The sequence below is a fragment of the Sphingomonas phyllosphaerae genome (assembly GCF_036946485.1).
Taxonomy (GTDB): Bacteria; Pseudomonadota; Alphaproteobacteria; order Sphingomonadales; family Sphingomonadaceae; genus Sphingomonas; species Sphingomonas phyllosphaerae_E.
Window position 1 is genome coordinate 770380 of record NZ_JAQIJA010000001.1, and the last position, 16098, is coordinate 786477.

Genomic DNA, 16098 nt, shown 5'->3' on the forward strand with positions numbered 1-16098 from the left:
CGCAGGGGCGACGGATTAGAAGGCAAGGAAGAACAATGGCACTCAGCATTCGCCTGTCGCGTGGCGGCTCGAAGAAGCGTCCGTATTACCGCATCGTCGTTGCCGATGCGCGCAGCCCGCGTGACGGCAAGTTCATCGAGAAGATCGGCAACTACAACCCGCTGCTCGCCAAGGACGACGAGAAGCGCATCGTGCTCGACGCGGAGCGCGCGAAGCACTGGCTGGGCGTCGGCGCGCAGCCGACCGATCGCGTGGCCCGCTTCCTCGACGCGGCCGGCGTGAAGGAGCGCGCCGCGCGCAACAACCCGAAGAAGGCCGAGCCGGGCGAGAAGGCCAAAGAGCGCGCCGAGGAGCGTGCCGAGAAGCAGAAGGCGGCCGAGGAAGCCGCGGCAGAGGCAGCGAACGCTCCGGCGCCCGAGGCCGCCGAGGCTGAAGCGACCGCCGAATAAGCATCCGATCGTGGTCGTCATGCGTTGGCCCCGTTCACTCGAACAGGAGAGCGCATGATGACCGCCGATCCCGATCCGCGCACCGCACCCGAGGACCATGAAGACGCGACCAACCAAGGCGTCTCCGCCGACGACCCCGCCGAAGGGCGCGACGACGCCCCCGGCGGCGACGGCGACTCGCCCGACCGCGAGTGAGGTGCCGCCCGGCGCGATCGTGCTCGCCGCGGTGACCGGCGCACATGGCGTCGCGGGCGAGGTGCGGTTGAAGGTGTTCGCCGACGATCTGGCGGCGCATCGCTCGTTCAACGACGGTGCGCTGAATCTGGTGAAGTTGCGGGACGGCACGATCGCGCGCTTTGCCGAGGTCACAGATCGCACCGCGGCGGAGGCGTTGCGCGGAACGGTGCTGACCGTACCGCGCGATGCACTGCCGCCGCTGGGCGAAGGCGAATATTATCACGCCGATCTGCTCGGACTCGCCGCGGTTTCGACGACCGGCGAGGATCTGGGTGTCGTTGCCGCGGTCGAAAACTTCGGCGCAGGCGACGTGGTCGAAGTCCGGCGCGCGAGCGGCAAGACCTTCATGGTGCCGATCTCGGCGGTGCCGGAATGGAATAGCGAACGGCTGGTGATCGAAGCCGATTTCGTCGAGCCGTAAGCGTTTTCACCTCTTCTCCGTTCGCCCTGAGGAGAGGCTGAGCTTGTCGAAGCCTCGTCTCCAAGGGCCGGTGCTTCGAGACAGCATTTCGACTTCGCTCAATGCTTCCTCAGCACGAACGGAATTCAGCGGCGCAGCGGCCTTCGCTCCGCCAGCAGGTTGCGGATCGCGGTCGCCGCGACTCCCGCTTCGCCCATCGCGTGGCTGATCTGGTCGAGCCCCTTCACGACATCGCCCGCCGCGAACAGGCCGGGCACGCTGGTACGCTGGTGGTCGTCGACCTCCAGACAGCCTTCGTCGCTGGCGCGCGCGCCGGCCTCGACCGCGAGCCGCGAGCGGATCCGCGAGCCGAGCGCGGGATAGACGCTGTCGAACGCCAGCCGCCCGCGCGCGGTGTCGAAGGCGAGCTGATCGCCCTCGATCGCATAGCCGCCGCACGGTCCCTCGATCCGCACCACCCCGGCGTCGTCGAGCGCCCGCGCGCATGCCGGGTCGAGCGCATGTTCGGCCTCGGGGGAGACGAGCGTCACGTCGCGGGTGAAACCGCGCAGGAACAATGCCTCGCGCATCCCGTGATCGCCGGTGCCGATGACGGCGACGCGCCGGTCGGTGACCTCGTAGCCGTCGCAGACCGGGCAATAGCGCAGCAGTCCGCGTGCGAGCGCCGGGTCATGCACCTCGGGCAGCAGGTGCGAGGGGCGATGGTTCACCACCCCGGTGGCGAGCAGGACGGTACGCGCTTGATGCGTGCCGTGGTCGGTGCGGACAGTGAAGTCGTCGCCTTCTTGCGCCAGACCGGTGACCTTCACCTGCTCGCGCCGCGCGCCGTACTTTTCCGCCTGTGCCTGCATCAGCGCGAGCAGGTCCTTGCCCGCGATTCCCTCGGGGTAGCCGGCATGATTGTGGGTGCACGGGATCATCGCCGCGCGGCTCGATCCGCTGTCGAACAGCCGAATGTCGAGATGGTAGCGCGCCAGGTAGATGGCGGCGGTCAGCCCGGCCGGACCGGCGCCGATGATGATGCAATCGTCCACGAACCCTCCGCCTTGCACGCTTGGCCGCCCGTATATACATGCCGTGCATACAGGAGGCTGGCGATGGGTAACGAATATCGCGCCAAGGTGTTCAAGTCCGGCAATTCGGTGGCGTTGCGGCTGCCGAAGGCGCTCGGCTTTGAGGCGGGGCAGGAGGTTCGAGTCCGCGAGGAGGCCGGGAAGTTCTCCTTCGAATCGGTTGATGATGACGGACGGATTGACCTCACCGGTTTGTGGGGCGCCTGTCCTGATCTTAAACCGCTGACTTCGGAGGAGCGTGAACTTCACCATTCTCCGCGTATCTGGGACGATCCCGATTGGTCGGGCTGGGGTGAGGATCCTAGCGCGTGACGTTCATGCTCGACGCAAATGTCGTCATTGCGCTTCTTGGTGGTGGCCCCGAGGTATTGCGCGAGCGGGTCGAGGCTTGTCGACCCGGCGACGTCGTGATCTCTTCTATTGCATTTGCGGAGGTCGCGTTGGGGAGCTGGAACGGCAAACGACCATCGCTCATCGTGCTGGATCAGCTTCCGAGATTATTCGAAATCTTGCCCTTCGATCTGCTGGCAGCTCGGATCTATGCACGGCTGAAATTCCGGCGGCGTAGTTTCGACATGCTGATCGCAGCGCATGCGCTGTCGCTCGATCTGACCCTCGTCACCAACAACGAACGCGACTTCGCCGACATTCCCGATCTGAGGATCGAGAACTGGACCCAGCCATGATGACGGCGAGCGACCTGCTGTGGCTGGTCGGCTTCCCCGCGGCAATGGCGGCGGTGCTGGCGGGCGTGTTGCTGATGCGCCTCGGCCGGGGCTGGTCGCGGCGCCGGGTGATCCTGACCGCGTCCGTGCCGCTGCCGCTGCTCGGCGCGCTGTTGTGCGTAGGGGTATTCGCCAGCGCGATGCTGGCGTCTCCGGAGCGGTGCGGCGTCGATGCCTGCGGGATGGCGATGGCGTTCGCGATCTTCGGGCTGGCCTATGCGGCGGGCGCGTTTCTCCTCGGTGCGGCGGCGGCCGGCATCGTCTATTCACTGGGACGTCGATGACCTTTCGCGCCACGATCCTTACGCTCTATCCCGAGATGTTTCCCGGGCCGCTCGGCAGCTCGCTGGCCGGGCGGGCGCTGGGTGAGGGGAAATGGTCGCTGGAGGCGGTCAATATCCGCGACTTCACCACCGACCGGCATCGCACCGTCGATGACACGCCGGCAGGGGGCGGGGCGGGGATGGTGCTGCGCGCCGACATTCTCGCGCGGGCGGTCGATGCGCAGGCCGATGGCCGGCCGTTGCTCGCGATGACGCCGCGTGGCACGCCGCTGCGGCAGGCGCGGGTGCGCGAGTTGGCGGCCGGGCCGGGCGCGGTGATCCTGTGCGGGCGCTTCGAGGGCTTCGACGAACGGCTGCTGGAGGCGCGCGGCGTCGAGCAGGTCTCAATCGGCGATTACATTCTGTCGGGCGGCGAGATGGCGACGCTGGTGCTGCTCGACGCTTGCGTTCGGCTGCTTCCCGGCGTAATGGGCGCGGCTTCCAGCGGAGTCGAGGAAAGCTTCGAAAGCGACCTCCTCGAATATCCGCATTATACCCGACCGGTCGAATGGGAGGGGCGCACGATTCCCGAAGTGCTGCGATCGGGGGATCATGCGAAGATCGCGGCCTGGCGGCAACGCCAAGCGGAGATCGACACACGGCTACGGCGGCCGGACCTTTGGGAGCGTCATGAGGGCGCTCGGGTCGGCTCGCCCTCTGGCGCGCGGCAACGGACTGAGGACGAACAATGAACCTGATCCAGACGCTCGAAGCCGAGCAGATCGCCAAGTTCAACGAAACCAAGAAGATCCCCGACTTCCGCCCCGGCGACACGCTGAAGGTCGGCGTGAAGGTGGTCGAGGGTGAGCGCACCCGCGTCCAGAATTACGAGGGCGTGTGCATCGCGCGCTCGAACAAGGGCATGGGCTCGTCGTTCACCGTCCGCAAGATCAGCTTCGGCGAGGGCGTGGAGCGCGTCTTCCCGCTGTATTCGCCGAACGTCGATTCGATCGAGGTGGTGCGCAAGGGCGCGGTGCGTCGCGCCAAGCTGTATTACCTGCGTGGTCGCACCGGCAAGTCGGCGCGTATCGCCGAGCGTCGCGACACGCGTCCGGCCGCCGCGGCCGAGTAATCGGTTCGGCCCCACGGGGTTGCGAAGGGGCGTGGCGGGTGACCGCCGCGCCCTTTTTCGTTTGTGGCGTTGAGCCGTCATTGCGGGCGGAGTGGAGCAATTCAGGAGCGGTGGGTTGCTTCGCTACGCTCGCAAAGACGACGAAGATGGAGCGGTCGGGTCAAGCTCGGTCGCTGTCCCAATCTCAGGATGCATCGTCGGATTAGGACCTGGACAGGTGCGGTTCGTCGCCCCGGACTTGATCCGGGGCCCCGCTTCTTCTCAGCGAGGCACGTAAGAAGAAGCGGGATCCCGGATCAAGTTCGGGATGACGAGAGGAGGTCGTCACCTCGTCCGGCTAGTCCTTGGCGATCCGCGTCGCTGCGGCCACGGCGTCGACCAGCCCGAGGCGCGCCGCAAGAGGAAGGAGCGGCGCGACCATCGGTGGGCGTTCGGCCATCGCGCGGACCGCGCCGGCGAGCATGACGGGGCGGGCGGTTTGGCGGGCGAAGCGCATTTGCCATACCCCGGCCCGCTCACCCGTCAGCCACGCCTGTGCCGCCGACACGCCGCTCGCCAGCGCGATCCCCATGCCTTCGCCCGCCAGCGACGGGATCACCGCGGCCTGATCGCCGAGCCGGTAGCAGCCATCGGTCCCGGCGAGCGCACGCCAGCCATAAGGTACGTTGGCGATCGCCTCGATCGGTGCCGCGTCCCCCGCCAGTCGATCCGCGAAGGCGGGCAGCTCTTGCGCCAGAGCGGTGAGCAGCGTCTCGAGATTGCCCGCCTCGGTAAGTCGCGAGCGGCGGATCGCGAGGCAGATGTTGGCGCTGCCATCCTCCTGCAGCACGACGCCGGCATAGCCGCGGTCGAACAGATGCAGCTCGATCGCCTCCCCGACGCACCGCGCGACGTCAGCCCCGCGGCGGCGGGTACGCAAGCCGAGCGTCGGATCGTCGCCGCGCGCGGCAGCGGGACGCCCTGCGCCGCGCACGTCATGCTTGCCGCTGGCGAGGAACAGCGCGCCGCTCGCCAGTCGCGCGCCGTCACCGGTGCGGATCGCCCCATCCTCGATCGCGCGCGCAACGACGCCGCGTTCGACGGCGGCGCCGCTTGCCCTCGCCTGATCCAGCAACAGCGCGTCGAGGCGCGCACGCGACACGCCGATCGCGGGGGCGGGCAGCGCCGTCTCGATCACGCGCCTGTTCGCGAAGATGCGCACCCGCGTCACCCGCGCCTGGTTGAGCGCGTCCGACGCGATGCCGAGCCGCGCAAGCGTCTCCAGCGTGCGCCAGCTCAGGAAACCGCCGCACAGCGCGTCGCCGGTTTCGCGCGTCCGCTCGATCACCAACGGTCGCGCACCGCCCCTAGAGAGCATGATCGCCGCGGCGCTGCCCGCGGGACCGCCGCCGAGGATCAGCGGCTCGCGACGCATAGCCGGAACGGGAAAGCGCGGAACACGCGTGCATCGCTGACCCCGGCCTCGGCGAGCAACGGCTGCCACTCACGCGGGCGGTAGCTGCGCGCGATCGACAGTCGCCCGTCATGCCGCACGATCTGGTGCCACCGGAACAGCGCGGCGAGCAGCGGCCAGCCGTGATAGGCGAAACCGTGCCGGTGCAGATCGTTGACCAGCCAGCCGACCCGCGCCTCCCTGCCCATGAAGCGCAGGAAGGCGATCAATTGCTGCTGCGTCATGTGATGCGCGACGAGACTGGAGATGACGAAATCCCAGCCTTGCCCGGCGAGATCGGCATAGTCGCCGGTGCGCCAGTCGATCGCGAGCCCCGCAGGGGTATGCGCGCGCGCCGCGGCTTCGCTACGTGGGTTGAGGTCGATACCGACGAGATCGAAGCCGATGCCGCGCCGCTCCCCCCAGCGCGCGATCCGCCGCAGCATGTCGCCATCGCCATAACCGACGTCGAGCAGGCGGTAGCGCTCGCCGGGCGTCGTCCGGCGGACGAGGAACGCCAGCGTCGGGCGCGCGGCCATCGTCACGACGTTGACGCGCGCGAGATCGGCAACCACCGCGGCATAGACGTCCGCCGGCAGGTCGTCGGCGTCCATCAGCTCCTCGGCGGTGGCGCGCTGGTCGAGCATCACCTCGCGCTCGCGAACGCCAAGCCTTCGGCGGCGAGGCCGGGGCCGAAGGCGAGCGCGATGCCATGCTCGACCGCAGCGCCTGACAGGACGCGCGCCAGTACGAACATCAGCGTCGCCGACGACATGTTGCCGTTGGCGGCGAGCACCGCGCGGGAGTCCGCCAGCGCGTCGGGGGGCAGCGCCAGCGCGTGTTCGACCGCGTCGAGGATCGAGCGTCCGCCGGCGTGGATCGCCCAGCGATCGACCGCCCGCCCGCCGGTCAGCGTCGCGACCAGCGCCGAATCGCGCAGCGCGGCGCTGATCCGCCCCGGCACCTCGCCCGACAGATGCATCGCGAAGCCGCGGTCGGTGATGTCCCAGCGGATCAGCGCGGCGGCCTCGGGCAAGGTGGCGCTGAACGGCTGGCCGATCGCCAGCCCCTGCGGCGCGGCGGTGACCAGCGCCGCTGCCGCGCCGTCGCCGAATTGCAGCATCGCGAGCAGCGGCTCGAGCGTACGCTCGGCCTGAAGATGGAGCGTCGAGAGTTCGACGGTGACGACCAGCACCCGCGCCGCTGGTTCGGAGCGGACGATATGCCGCGCGGTCCGCAGCGCGGCGACCGCGGCGTAACAGCCCATGAAGCCGATCAGCACGCGCTCGACGCTGCCCGGCAGGTCGAGCGCACGCGCGAGGATCTGGTCGACGCCGGGCGCGACGAAGCCGGTACAACTCGCGACCACGAGATGGGTGATGCCGTCGACTTCGACCTGCGCGCGCACGTCGGCGATCGCCGCCAGCGCCAGTGCGGGCGCCGCCTGCGCATAGAGCGCCATTCGCGCGCCCGTGCCGGGATGCGGCTCGGCAGCGTAGAAGCCGGTCGCGCCGACCGGCGAGCCATGTTCCGCGGGGAGCACCGACCAGCGATGCGCGATCCCGGCGCGTGCCGACATGCGGGCGAACAGGCGTGCCTCCCGCTCGGGCAACCGTTGCGCGGCCCAATCGACGAAGGCGGAGTGGATGTCGTGCGCGGGGACGGCGGTGCCGATCGCGGCGATATGGGGTGTGACACGCATTACGCGCGCTCAACGCCTGTGCACGGATTTCGGCCCGGCGGTTGCGGGTTGGCGGTAACGAGGCGGGTGCGGCTCACCCGCTGCGCCTTATCCGCTTCCTGCCGCGAGGCAATCGTGTGCGCGCTCAATCCTCGCGGCGTTCGCGCGCCGCCGCCCAGAAGGCGAGCCGCTTGCGGATCTCGCGCTCGTAACCGCGCTCGTTCGGCTGGTAGAACCGATGGTCGTCGCCGATCTCCGCCGGGAAGAAATCCTGCCCGGCATAGGCATCGGGGTAATCGTGGTCGTAGCGATAGCCCTCGTGATAGCCGAGTTCCTTCATCAGCTTCGTCGGCGCGTTGAGGATATGCTTGGGCGGCGGCAGCGAGCCGGTATCGCGCGCCAGTGCGCTCGCCCGGTCGAACGCGATATAGGAGGCGTTCGACTTGGGCGCGGTCGCGACATAGTTGATCGCCTGCGCGAGGAACAGCCGGCCCTCGGGCATCCCGACGCGCTCGAACGCCTGCCAGGCGGTCATCACCTGCACCAGCGCCTGCGGATCGGCCATGCCGACATCCTCGGACGCTGCGCAGCACAGGCGGCGGAAGATCACGCCGGCATCCTCGCCGCCACGCACCATCCGCGCCGCCCAGTAGAGTGCTGCGTCGGCATCGCTGCCGCGCAGGCTCTTGTGGAAGCAGCTCAGCAGGTTGAAATGTTCTTCCTGCCCGCGATCGTAGAGCGGCGCGCGCTTCTGGACGATCGCCGCCAGCGCCGCGGTGTCGATCGGCGTGTCGGACTCGATCAGGAACAACGTCTCGCACAGGCCGAGCAGATAGCGCGCGTCGCCATCGGCCATCGCGATCAGCGCGGTGCGTGCGTCGGGGGCGAGCGGTAGCGTGCGCTGCTGCTGCGCCTCGGCGCGCGTGACGACGGTGTCGAGTTCGGCGGCGGACAGCCGGTCGAGCGTGAAGACCTTGGCGCGCGACAGCAAGGCGGCGACGAGGCTGAAGCTCGGGTTTTCGGTGGTCGCGCCGATCAGCACGATCGTGCCGTCCTCGACCGCGGGGAGCAGCGCATCCTGCACCGGGCGCGAGAAGCGGTGCAACTCGTCGATGAACAAAGCGGTCGGCTTGCCCGCGGCGCGCAGGTCGCGCGCGGTGGCGAGCGTGCGACGGAGGTCGGCGATCCCGGTCGACACCGCGGAGAGCTGGACGAAGGCATAGCCGGCCTCGGCCGCGATCAGCCGCGCGATCGTCGTCTTGCCGACGCCCGGCGGCCCCCACAGCACGAACGACGACAGTCGCCGCGAGCGGATCATCATCGCCAGCGGCGCGTCGGGGCCGAGCAGGTGGCGCTGGCCGATCACCTCGGCGAGCGCGCGCGGGCGCAATTGGTCGGCAAGCGGGGCATGGGCGTCGGAGGGAGCGGGGCTGGGGGGATCGACGGGATCGAACCCGGCAAACAGGTCGGCCATGCGCTCCCATGTAGGACGCTGCCCGCGCTACGTCATGCAGAAGCGAAAATATATCTTGAACACTCTTGCGTAGGGCTGACGAAGATATATCTTGCTGCATCATGATACAGGATGGAGTCGACCGGATGTTCAGTTTTTCCCACGGTGGCCGCGGCCGCCATCATCATCACTTCGGACAGCGCGGCGGCGGCGGTGGCGGGTTCGATCCCGAGCGCTTCTTCCACTGGATCGAACGGCTCAACGACGGTGAGCATCGTCGCGGCGGCGGGTTCGGCGGCGGTGGCGGCGGGCGCAGCCGGCGCATGTTCGACGGATCGGAGCTGCGGCTCGTGTTGCTCCGGCTGATCGCCGACACGCCCCGTCACGGCTATGAGCTCATCAAGGCGATCGAGACGCTCACCGGGGGAGCCTATGCGCCCAGCCCGGGGGTAGTTTATCCGACATTGACCTTGCTCGACGAGATGGAGCTGATCGCCGAGCAGGCCAGCGAGGGGGCGCGCAAGCGCTTCGCGGTCACCGATGCCGGGCGTGCGCATCTCGACGAGCAGGCCGAGACGGTTGCGACGCTGATGGCGCGGCTGGAGGCGCTGGCGGCGCAGCGCGCGCAGGGCGAAGGCGAGGGCGCGCCGGTGCGCCGCGCGATGCACAACCTCCGCCACGCGGTCATGGATCGCGTCAAGCGCGCCGACGCCTCGCCGGAACTCCTCCACGAGATCGCCGCGCTGATCGACGAGGTGGCGCAGAAAGTGGAGCGGCTCAAGTGACGGTGCGCGTGGCGCGCGTGCCGACGCATTCGGCGAGCCGCTATCTCCAGCAGCTCGCCAAGCACTGGAGCCACAAGATGGAGGTCAGCTTCTCCGAACAGGAGGCGACGATCGCCTTTCCGAACGGCGCGACGCTCGACCTGCGTGCCGACAGCGAGACGCTCGACGTGCGGCTGGCGGTGCCGGAGGACGGCGACGTGGCGCGGATGGAGGAGGTGGTGGCGAGTCACCTCGATCGCTTCGCGTTCCGCGAGGCGCCGCTGACCTTCGACTGGCAGGCGGTGTGATGTCGTCGTCCCGGACTTGATCCGGGACCCCGCTTCTTCCTTCGGTCGACAAAAAGCGGGGCCCCGGATCACGTCCGGGGCGACGAAAGTAGCTCGCGGTACGCCTGCAACACCGCGCCATTGGCGCTGTCCCAGCGAAATCCCTGCGCATGTTCGTGCGCGGCCTTGCCCATGGCTGCGCGCAATGCCGGATCGCCCACCAACCGCGCGATCGCGGCGGCATAGCCGTCGAGATCCGCCGGCGACACGAGGAAGCCGGTGCGCCCGTCCTCCAGCAGGTCGACCGCGCCGGTCGCGCGCGCCGCGACCACGGGCACCCCGGCCGCCATCGCCTCCGACGTCACCTGTCCCCACGTCTCGGTGACGCTGGGGTTGAACAGCAGGTCCATCGCCGCGACCGCGCGACCGAGATCGTCGCCGCTCTGGAAGCCGGCGAATGCCGCCTGCGGCACGCGCTCGGCGAACCAGTCGCGGGCGGGCCCCTTGCCGACCACCAGCACGCGGTGGCGGACGCCGAGCGCGTCGAGCCGCGCCAGTACGTCGGCGAACACGCCCAGCCCTTTTTCGAGCACCAGCCGGCCGAGGAAGCCGATCGTCACCTCGTCATCGGCGATCCCGAGCGAGCGACGCCACGCAAGGTCGCGCGCGTCAGGGTGGAAGCGGCGGTGGTTCACGCCGCGCCCCCATAGCGAGATCGGCGTCGTGACCCCGAAGTCGCGGATCACCGTCGCCATCGACGGCGTCGGCACCAGCACGCGGTCGGCGCGATTGTAGAAGCGGCGCAGGATTGCGACGATCAGCGGCTGGACCAGCGACAGACCGTAATATTGAAAGTAGGTTTCGAAGCGGGTGTGGACGGTCGCGACGACCGGCACCCCGCGCCGCCGCGCCCAGGTGACCGCGGCATGGCCGAGGAATTCGGGCGCGGAGACATGCACCAGATGCGGGTCGAACGCCTCCAGATCGCGGCGCGGCCTGGTCGGCAATCCGCGGCCGAGCTTATATTCACCGCGCCCGCCCGGCATCGGGATCGCCGGCACGTCGACCACGGTGCCGCGCGCCTCGAACGCCGGGGTCGGGGTGGTCGGCGAATAGACGCGCACCTGCACGCCCTTATCAAGGAGGTAGCCGACCAGCAGATTCTGCGCCTGATTGGCGCCGTCGCGCACGTAATTGTAGTTGCCGCTGAAGAAGGCGACGCGCAGCTCGGACGGGTTCATGTTCCGCCCGCTAGCCGCGATGTGCGGCAAAATCGCGACCGTCCGGCCTCAAGCGGGTCGGATTTCATCGGTGCGCCGGATGCGGCGGATGCGCGGCTGGCGTTCGAGCATCGCGGTGCGGCGGATCGTCTCGCGCAATTCCTCGCGCTTGTCGTGGATCGAGGCGATCACCGGTCCCATCGCGACGCCGAGATCGACCAGCACCGCCTCCGACAATTGCAGCGAGCTTTCGAGCGTTTCCGGCACCGCGTCGGTCACCCCGGCCTTGTAGAGTTCGGCGGCATGCGCGGTGTCGCGCGCGCGGGCGATGATCGGCAGCGCCGGGAAAGCGGCGCGCAGCCGCTTGGTCAGCCGCACGGTGAGCACCGGATCGTCCATCGTCAGGATCAGCGCGCGCGCATGGGTGAGGTCGAGCCGGTCGAGCAGTTCGGCGCGCGCGACATCGCCGAAGATGATCGGATAGCCGCCGGCGCGCGCCTGCGTCACCGCGTCGATATCGGCCTCGACCGCGACATAGGGCTGGTCGTGGCGCGCCAGCATGTCGGCGACCAGCCGCCCGACGCGGCCGAAGCCGAACACCACCGCGCGCTGCCCCTCGGCATGGTCGAGCATGTCGGGGCGCGCGCCGTCGCGCTTCTCGATCCGCCGCGCGATCACGCGGCCGAGCAGCGCGAGCAACGGGGTGATCGTCAGCCCGATCGCGGTGACGGTCTGCCAGAAGCTGGCGGTGGCGGCGGTGATGAGCTGCGCCTGCGCGGCGGTCGCCAGCACGATCAGCGTCGTCTCCGACGGGCTGCCCATCAGCATTCCGGTCTCGGCGGCGATGCCCGGGCGCGCATTGGCGACACGCAGCAGCAGATAGGTGACCACCGCCTTGACCGTGACCACGCCGAGCACCGCGGCGAGCAGCGGCATCCAGTTGCGCGCGATCGCACCGAGATCGAGGCTCATGCCCACCGTGATGAGGAACACGCCGAGCGCGAGCCCTTTGAACGGCGCGGTCATCACCTCGACCTCGGTATGATATTCGGTTTCGGCGATCAGCAGCCCGGCGAGCAGCGCGCCGACGATCGGCGACAGCCCGGCGGCGGTGGTGGCCACGCTGGCGACGATCACCACCAGCAGCGAGGCGGCGAGGAACAGCTCGGGGCTCTTGGTGCGCGCCGCCTGCGCGAACAGCCGCGGCAGCACCAGCCGCCCGCCGACGTACATCGCCACCACGGTCAGCCCGCCGCGCAGCGCGACCCCGGCGATCCCGACCCAGCCTTCGTCGCTGGCGGTTGGCGCCATCGCACCCAGTGCAAAGATGATCGGGACGAGCGCGAGGTCCTGGAAGAGCAGGATCGCGAACGCGCCGCGCCCGACCGGGCTGGTGGTCCCGACCAGCGGCAGCACCAGCGCGGTCGACGACAGTGCGAGCGCGAGCCCGAGCCCGGCCGAACCGCCCCAGCTCTGCCCCATCAGGTGCAATGCGACCCCGACCAGCGCCGCGCAGCCGACCAGCGCTGCCGGCCCGGTGCCGAACACCAGTTGCCGCATTGCCCATAATCGCCGGAACGACAGCTCCAGCCCAATCGAGAACAGCAGCAGCACGATCCCGAATTCGGCGAACGGCTCGATCGATTCCGGGTCGGAGATCGTGAAGTAGTAAAGCCACGGCGCGCGCGGCACGAGCGCGCCGAGCCCGGCCGGGCCGACCAGCGCGCCGACGAGAATGAAGCCGATCACCGGGCTGATCCGGAAACGTGCGAACGCCGGGATCACCAGCCCTGCGGCACCCAGCACCACCAATGCGTCCGAGAAGCCTTCGTTGTGCAGTCCGATCGCCATGGCAGGGACTGTACGCAGGCGGAATGTGGTTTGTCGCCCTTCGTGACCCGAAAAATGCAGATTGCCGGTCAAGTGCCTGCCGATGCTCGACAAAGCTGCGGGTGAACGTCAGTCTGCCTGCCATAACCAGATCGGGAGTTCGCATGCGTCGTCGCCAGTTTCTCGCCTCTGCCAGCGCCGCGGCGGCGCTTGCCAGCCTGCCTCGTGCGGCCACTGCCGCCGCGAAGACCGGCGCGCATGATGCCAAGCTGCGCGCGTTGCTCGACCGCTTCTTCTACGCACGGCTCGACGCGAGCCCGGAACAGGCGACCTCGCTGGGGCTCGACACCGGCGCGCGCGCGCCGCTCAAGTCGCGGCTGTCGGATGCGAGCCGTGCCGGGGAGCTACGCGACTTCGCCCGCGCGCGCGCTGAACGCGCGGCGTTGCGGGCGATCCCGCGCGACGCGCTCGGCGATGCGGCGCGGCTCGACTATGACATCGTCGCCTACAGCCTCGACCGGATGCTGGCGGGCGAACGCTATGATTATGGCGCGAGTGCAGGCCGCTACGCACCCTATGTGCTGACGCAGCTGACCGGCGCGTATCGCGACGTGCCCGACTTCCTCGCCAACCAGCACCGCGTGCGTGACGCCGCCGACGCCGATGCCTATGTCGCGCGCGTCGCCGCCTGGGGGCCGGTGGTCGACGCCGAGACCGAGCGCCAGCGCGTCGATGCGGGCAAGGGCGTGTTCGCGCCCGACTATATCCTCGACACGACGCTGAAGCAGCTCGCGGCGGTGCGCGACAAGGCGGCCGATGCGACCGGCCCGGCCACCGACCTCGCCGCCAAGCTGAAGGCCGCGAACCTGCCCGCCGAGCGCGCGGCGGCAGTCGTGAAGCTGATGACCGAGCGCGTCTTTCCGGCGCTCGACCGCCAGCGCGCTCTGGTCACCGAGCTGCGCGGGCGCGCGGTGCACGACGCCGGCGTGTGGCGGCTCCCCGACGGCGAGGCCTATTATGCCGCGGCGGCGAGCGCGGCGACCACCACCGACATGAGCGGCGACGAAATTCACCGGCTCGGGCTCGCACAGGTCGCCGAGATCGGCGCGCGGATCGACGGCATCCTGCGCCAGCAGGGAATGGCGCAGGGAACGGTCGGCGAGCGGCTGGTGGCGCTCAACAAGCGCCCGGATCAGCTCTACCCGAACACCGATCCGGGGCGCGAGGCGCTGCTCGAACAACTCCGCGCGCAGGTCGCGGCGATGACGAAGCGACTGCCCGAACAATTCGCAATCCTGCCGCGCGCGCCGGTCGAGGTCCGCCGCGTCCCCGAAGCGATACAGGCCGGCGCGCCGGGCGGCTATTATCAGTCGGCGTCGCTCGACGGGTCGCGGCCAGCGATCTATTTCATCAACCTGCGCGACACGTTCGACCGGCCGAAGTTCGGGCTGGCGACACTCAGCTATCACGAGGCGGTGCCGGGGCATCATCTGCAGGTCATGTCGGCGCTGGAGAGTCAGGACATTCCGCTGATCCGGCGGCGCGGCTTCTATTCGGGTTACTCGGAGGGCTGGGCGCTCTATTCGGAACAGCTGGCCGACGAGATGGGGATGTACGACGGCGATCCGATCGGGCAGGTCGGCTATCTGCAATCTTTGCTGTTCCGCGCGACGCGGCTGGTGGTCGATTCCGGGATGCACGCCAAACGCTGGAGCCGCGAGAAAGCGACCGATTACCTGATCGCCACCACGGGTATCGCGCGCGGGCGCAGCCAGGGCGAGATCGATCGCTACACGGTCTGGCCGGGGCAGGCGTGCAGCTACAAGATCGGCCACACCGTCTGGACGCGACTGCGCGACGAGGCGAAGCGCAAGGCGGGGGCGGCATGGGATCCGAAGGAATTCCACCGGGTGCTGACGCTGGGCGCGATGCCGCTGACGGTGCTGGAGCAGGTGGTGCGCGAGCGGATGGGGTAAGCTGCGTTTTCCGATGCGACGGACGGTTTCGGCCAATCTGCCATCTTCATATTGCCTGACGGTGAACAAGGTCTCATATATGAAAGCAGATTAGGAAGAGGACTTTGGCCATTCGCGCGATCATGTGCCGCGAACCGTTTGTGCTCGAGCGTGTCGAGCGTAGCGCGCCGACCGCTGCGCCGGGAAAGGTGCTGGTGCGGATGCGCCGTGTCGGGCTGTGCGGCACCGATTACCACATCTTCGCGGGCAATCAGCCGTTTCTCTCCTATCCGCGGGTAATGGGCCACGAACTGGCGGGCGAGATCGCGGCGGTGCCCGACGGGTCGGCGCTGCGCGTCGGGCAAAGGGTGACGATCAACCCCTATCTGGCGTGCGGCAGCTGCGTGGCGTGCCGCAAGGGCAAGCCCAATTGCTGCGCGCGGATCGCGGTGCTCGGCGTGCATACGGATGGCGGGATGCAGGACGTGATCGCGGTGCCCGAACGCGCGGTGATCCCCGCTGACGACCTGACGCTCGAACAGGCGGCGATGGTCGAGTTTCTCGCGATCGGCGCACATGCGGTGGCGCGCGCGAAACTGTCGGCGGGCGACCGCGTGCTGGTGGCGGGGGCGGGGCCGATCGGCATTGCGGTGTCGCTATTCGCGCGGCTCGACGGCGCGCGGGTGACGATCATCGACACGCGCGCCTCGCGGCTCGACTATGCGCGCACCCGGCTGGGGTTCGATGATGTCGTGACGGTCGATGACGGCATCCGCGACGCGCTGACGGCCCGCACCGATGGCGACTTCTTCGACTGCGTGTTCGATGCCACCGGCAACATCCATGCGATGCGCGCCGGGCTCGGTTATGTCGCGAACGGCGGCAGCTATGTGCTGGTCAGCGTCGTCCCGGACGATCTGATCTTCGCCGATCCCGAATTCCATCGCCGCGAGACGACGCTGATCGCCAGCCGCAACGCGCTGGCGAGCGACTTCGCGCGCGTACTCGCCGCGATCCGCAGCGGCGACATCCCGACCGATGCGCTCCACACCCACAGCGTCGACGCCGACGACCTGCCCGAGCGTATGCCGCGGTTGATCGCCGAGGCGGACCATGTTCTGAAGGCGATCGTGACGTTCTGACGAAGCGCGGGCGCGACGACCCGGCTCAGGAAAA

At 69.0% G+C, this 16098-nt stretch carries 19 protein-coding genes; 12 read left to right on the plus strand and 7 right to left on the minus strand.

Annotated features, from left to right (window positions below; genetic code table 11):
- Positions 1 to 35: 35 nt before the first annotated feature.
- The 3 genes from rpsP to rimM are packed head-to-tail and all read left to right on the plus strand — an operon-like array spanning position 36 to position 1107.
- Positions 36 to 449, plus strand: coding sequence for a 30S ribosomal protein S16 (gene rpsP / locus PGN16_RS03500; RefSeq protein ID WP_335308003.1), 414 nt, complete (start codon positions 36 to 38; stop codon positions 447 to 449).
- A 57-nt stretch (positions 450 to 506) separates the two neighbouring features.
- Positions 507 to 644, plus strand: a complete 138-nt coding sequence (locus PGN16_RS03505) for a hypothetical protein (protein ID WP_335308004.1) — start codon at positions 507 to 509, stop codon at positions 642 to 644.
- Between the two features lies 1 nt (position 645).
- Entirely contained in the window at positions 646 to 1107 is a 462-nt protein-coding gene (rimM, locus tag PGN16_RS03510; protein ID WP_335308005.1) for a ribosome maturation factor RimM, read from the plus strand.
- A gap of 125 nt (positions 1108 to 1232) precedes the next feature.
- Here rimM and PGN16_RS03515 read toward each other — a convergent pair whose 3' ends face one another.
- Positions 1233 to 2141 carry an NAD(P)/FAD-dependent oxidoreductase gene (locus tag PGN16_RS03515; RefSeq protein WP_335308006.1) on the minus strand — a complete coding sequence of 303 codons (909 nt, stop codon included), beginning with the start codon at positions 2139 to 2141 and terminating at the stop codon, positions 1233 to 1235.
- A gap of 63 nt (positions 2142 to 2204) precedes the next feature.
- On the opposite strand from PGN16_RS03515, the gene PGN16_RS03520 reads away from it, so the two are divergent.
- From PGN16_RS03520 to rplS, 5 genes are read left to right on the plus strand one after another with little or no spacing between them, the layout of a single operon-like run.
- The gene (locus tag PGN16_RS03520; RefSeq protein WP_335308007.1) at positions 2205 to 2492 is read left to right on the plus strand and encodes an AbrB/MazE/SpoVT family DNA-binding domain-containing protein; all 288 of its coding nucleotides are present in this window, start codon (positions 2205 to 2207) and stop codon (positions 2490 to 2492) included.
- 5 nt (positions 2493 to 2497) lie between these two features.
- A complete protein-coding gene (locus PGN16_RS03525; RefSeq protein ID WP_335308384.1) occupies positions 2498 to 2866 on the plus strand; it encodes a type II toxin-antitoxin system VapC family toxin in 369 nt (122 codons plus the stop codon).
- Positions 2863 to 3189, plus strand: a complete 327-nt coding sequence (locus PGN16_RS03530) for a hypothetical protein (protein WP_335308008.1) — start codon at positions 2863 to 2865, stop codon at positions 3187 to 3189. Before PGN16_RS03525 ends, PGN16_RS03530 begins: the two co-directional genes overlap by 4 nt.
- On the plus strand, positions 3186 to 3920 hold the full coding sequence (trmD, locus tag PGN16_RS03535; RefSeq protein ID WP_335308009.1) for a tRNA (guanosine(37)-N1)-methyltransferase TrmD: 735 nt from the start codon (positions 3186 to 3188) through the stop codon (positions 3918 to 3920). Before PGN16_RS03530 ends, trmD begins: the two co-directional genes overlap by 4 nt.
- Entirely contained in the window at positions 3917 to 4300 is a 384-nt protein-coding gene (rplS, locus tag PGN16_RS03540) for a 50S ribosomal protein L19 (protein ID WP_335308010.1), read from the plus strand. Before trmD ends, rplS begins: the two co-directional genes overlap by 4 nt.
- A 337-nt stretch (positions 4301 to 4637) precedes the next feature.
- On the opposite strand, the gene PGN16_RS03545 is transcribed toward rplS, so the two are convergent.
- The 4 genes from PGN16_RS03545 to PGN16_RS03560 form a co-directional block, all read right to left on the minus strand.
- Positions 4638 to 5714 carry an NAD(P)/FAD-dependent oxidoreductase gene (locus PGN16_RS03545; protein ID WP_335308011.1) on the minus strand — a complete coding sequence of 359 codons (1077 nt, stop codon included), beginning with the start codon at positions 5712 to 5714 and terminating at the stop codon, positions 4638 to 4640.
- Entirely contained in the window at positions 5696 to 6379 is a 684-nt protein-coding gene (locus tag PGN16_RS03550; RefSeq protein WP_443019571.1) for a methyltransferase domain-containing protein, read from the minus strand. Before PGN16_RS03550 ends, PGN16_RS03545 begins: the two co-directional genes overlap by 19 nt.
- Complete coding sequence (locus PGN16_RS03555; RefSeq protein ID WP_335308013.1) at positions 6379 to 7434, minus strand: type III polyketide synthase; 1056 nt, start codon at positions 7432 to 7434, stop codon at positions 6379 to 6381. Before PGN16_RS03555 ends, PGN16_RS03550 begins: the two co-directional genes overlap by 1 nt.
- Positions 7435 to 7558: 124 nt before the next feature.
- Positions 7559 to 8887 (minus strand): replication-associated recombination protein A, encoded by a 1329-nt coding sequence (locus tag PGN16_RS03560; RefSeq protein WP_335308014.1) that lies wholly within the window; start codon positions 8885 to 8887, stop codon positions 7559 to 7561.
- A 125-nt stretch (positions 8888 to 9012) separates the two neighbouring features.
- Between PGN16_RS03560 and PGN16_RS03565 the strand changes: the two genes are divergently transcribed.
- Both PGN16_RS03565 and PGN16_RS03570 read left to right on the plus strand, forming a co-directional pair.
- Complete coding sequence (locus tag PGN16_RS03565) at positions 9013 to 9651, plus strand: PadR family transcriptional regulator (protein WP_335308015.1); 639 nt, start codon at positions 9013 to 9015, stop codon at positions 9649 to 9651.
- The gene (locus PGN16_RS03570) at positions 9648 to 9938 is read left to right on the plus strand and encodes a DUF2218 domain-containing protein (RefSeq protein WP_335308016.1); all 291 of its coding nucleotides are present in this window, start codon (positions 9648 to 9650) and stop codon (positions 9936 to 9938) included. The genes PGN16_RS03565 and PGN16_RS03570 overlap by 4 nt, the downstream gene beginning before the upstream one ends.
- 68 nt (positions 9939 to 10006) lie before the next feature.
- Here the strand turns inward: PGN16_RS03570 and PGN16_RS03575 are convergent, their stop codons facing one another.
- Together PGN16_RS03575 and PGN16_RS03580 are read right to left on the minus strand one after the other, a co-directional pair.
- Positions 10007 to 11158 (minus strand): glycosyltransferase family 4 protein, encoded by a 1152-nt coding sequence (locus PGN16_RS03575; protein ID WP_335308017.1) that lies wholly within the window; start codon positions 11156 to 11158, stop codon positions 10007 to 10009.
- 48 nt (positions 11159 to 11206) lie between these two features.
- Positions 11207 to 12988 (minus strand): cation:proton antiporter domain-containing protein, encoded by a 1782-nt coding sequence (locus PGN16_RS03580; protein WP_335308018.1) that lies wholly within the window; start codon positions 12986 to 12988, stop codon positions 11207 to 11209.
- A gap of 143 nt (positions 12989 to 13131) precedes the next feature.
- On the opposite strand from PGN16_RS03580, the gene PGN16_RS03585 reads away from it, so the two are divergent.
- Both PGN16_RS03585 and PGN16_RS03590 read left to right on the plus strand, forming a co-directional pair.
- On the plus strand, positions 13132 to 14943 hold the full coding sequence (locus tag PGN16_RS03585; RefSeq protein ID WP_335308019.1) for a DUF885 domain-containing protein: 1812 nt from the start codon (positions 13132 to 13134) through the stop codon (positions 14941 to 14943).
- 140 nt (positions 14944 to 15083) lie between these two features.
- Positions 15084 to 16064, plus strand: coding sequence for a zinc-binding alcohol dehydrogenase family protein (locus tag PGN16_RS03590; RefSeq protein WP_335308020.1), 981 nt, complete (start codon positions 15084 to 15086; stop codon positions 16062 to 16064).
- The last annotated feature ends 34 nt before the right edge of the window (positions 16065 to 16098 follow it).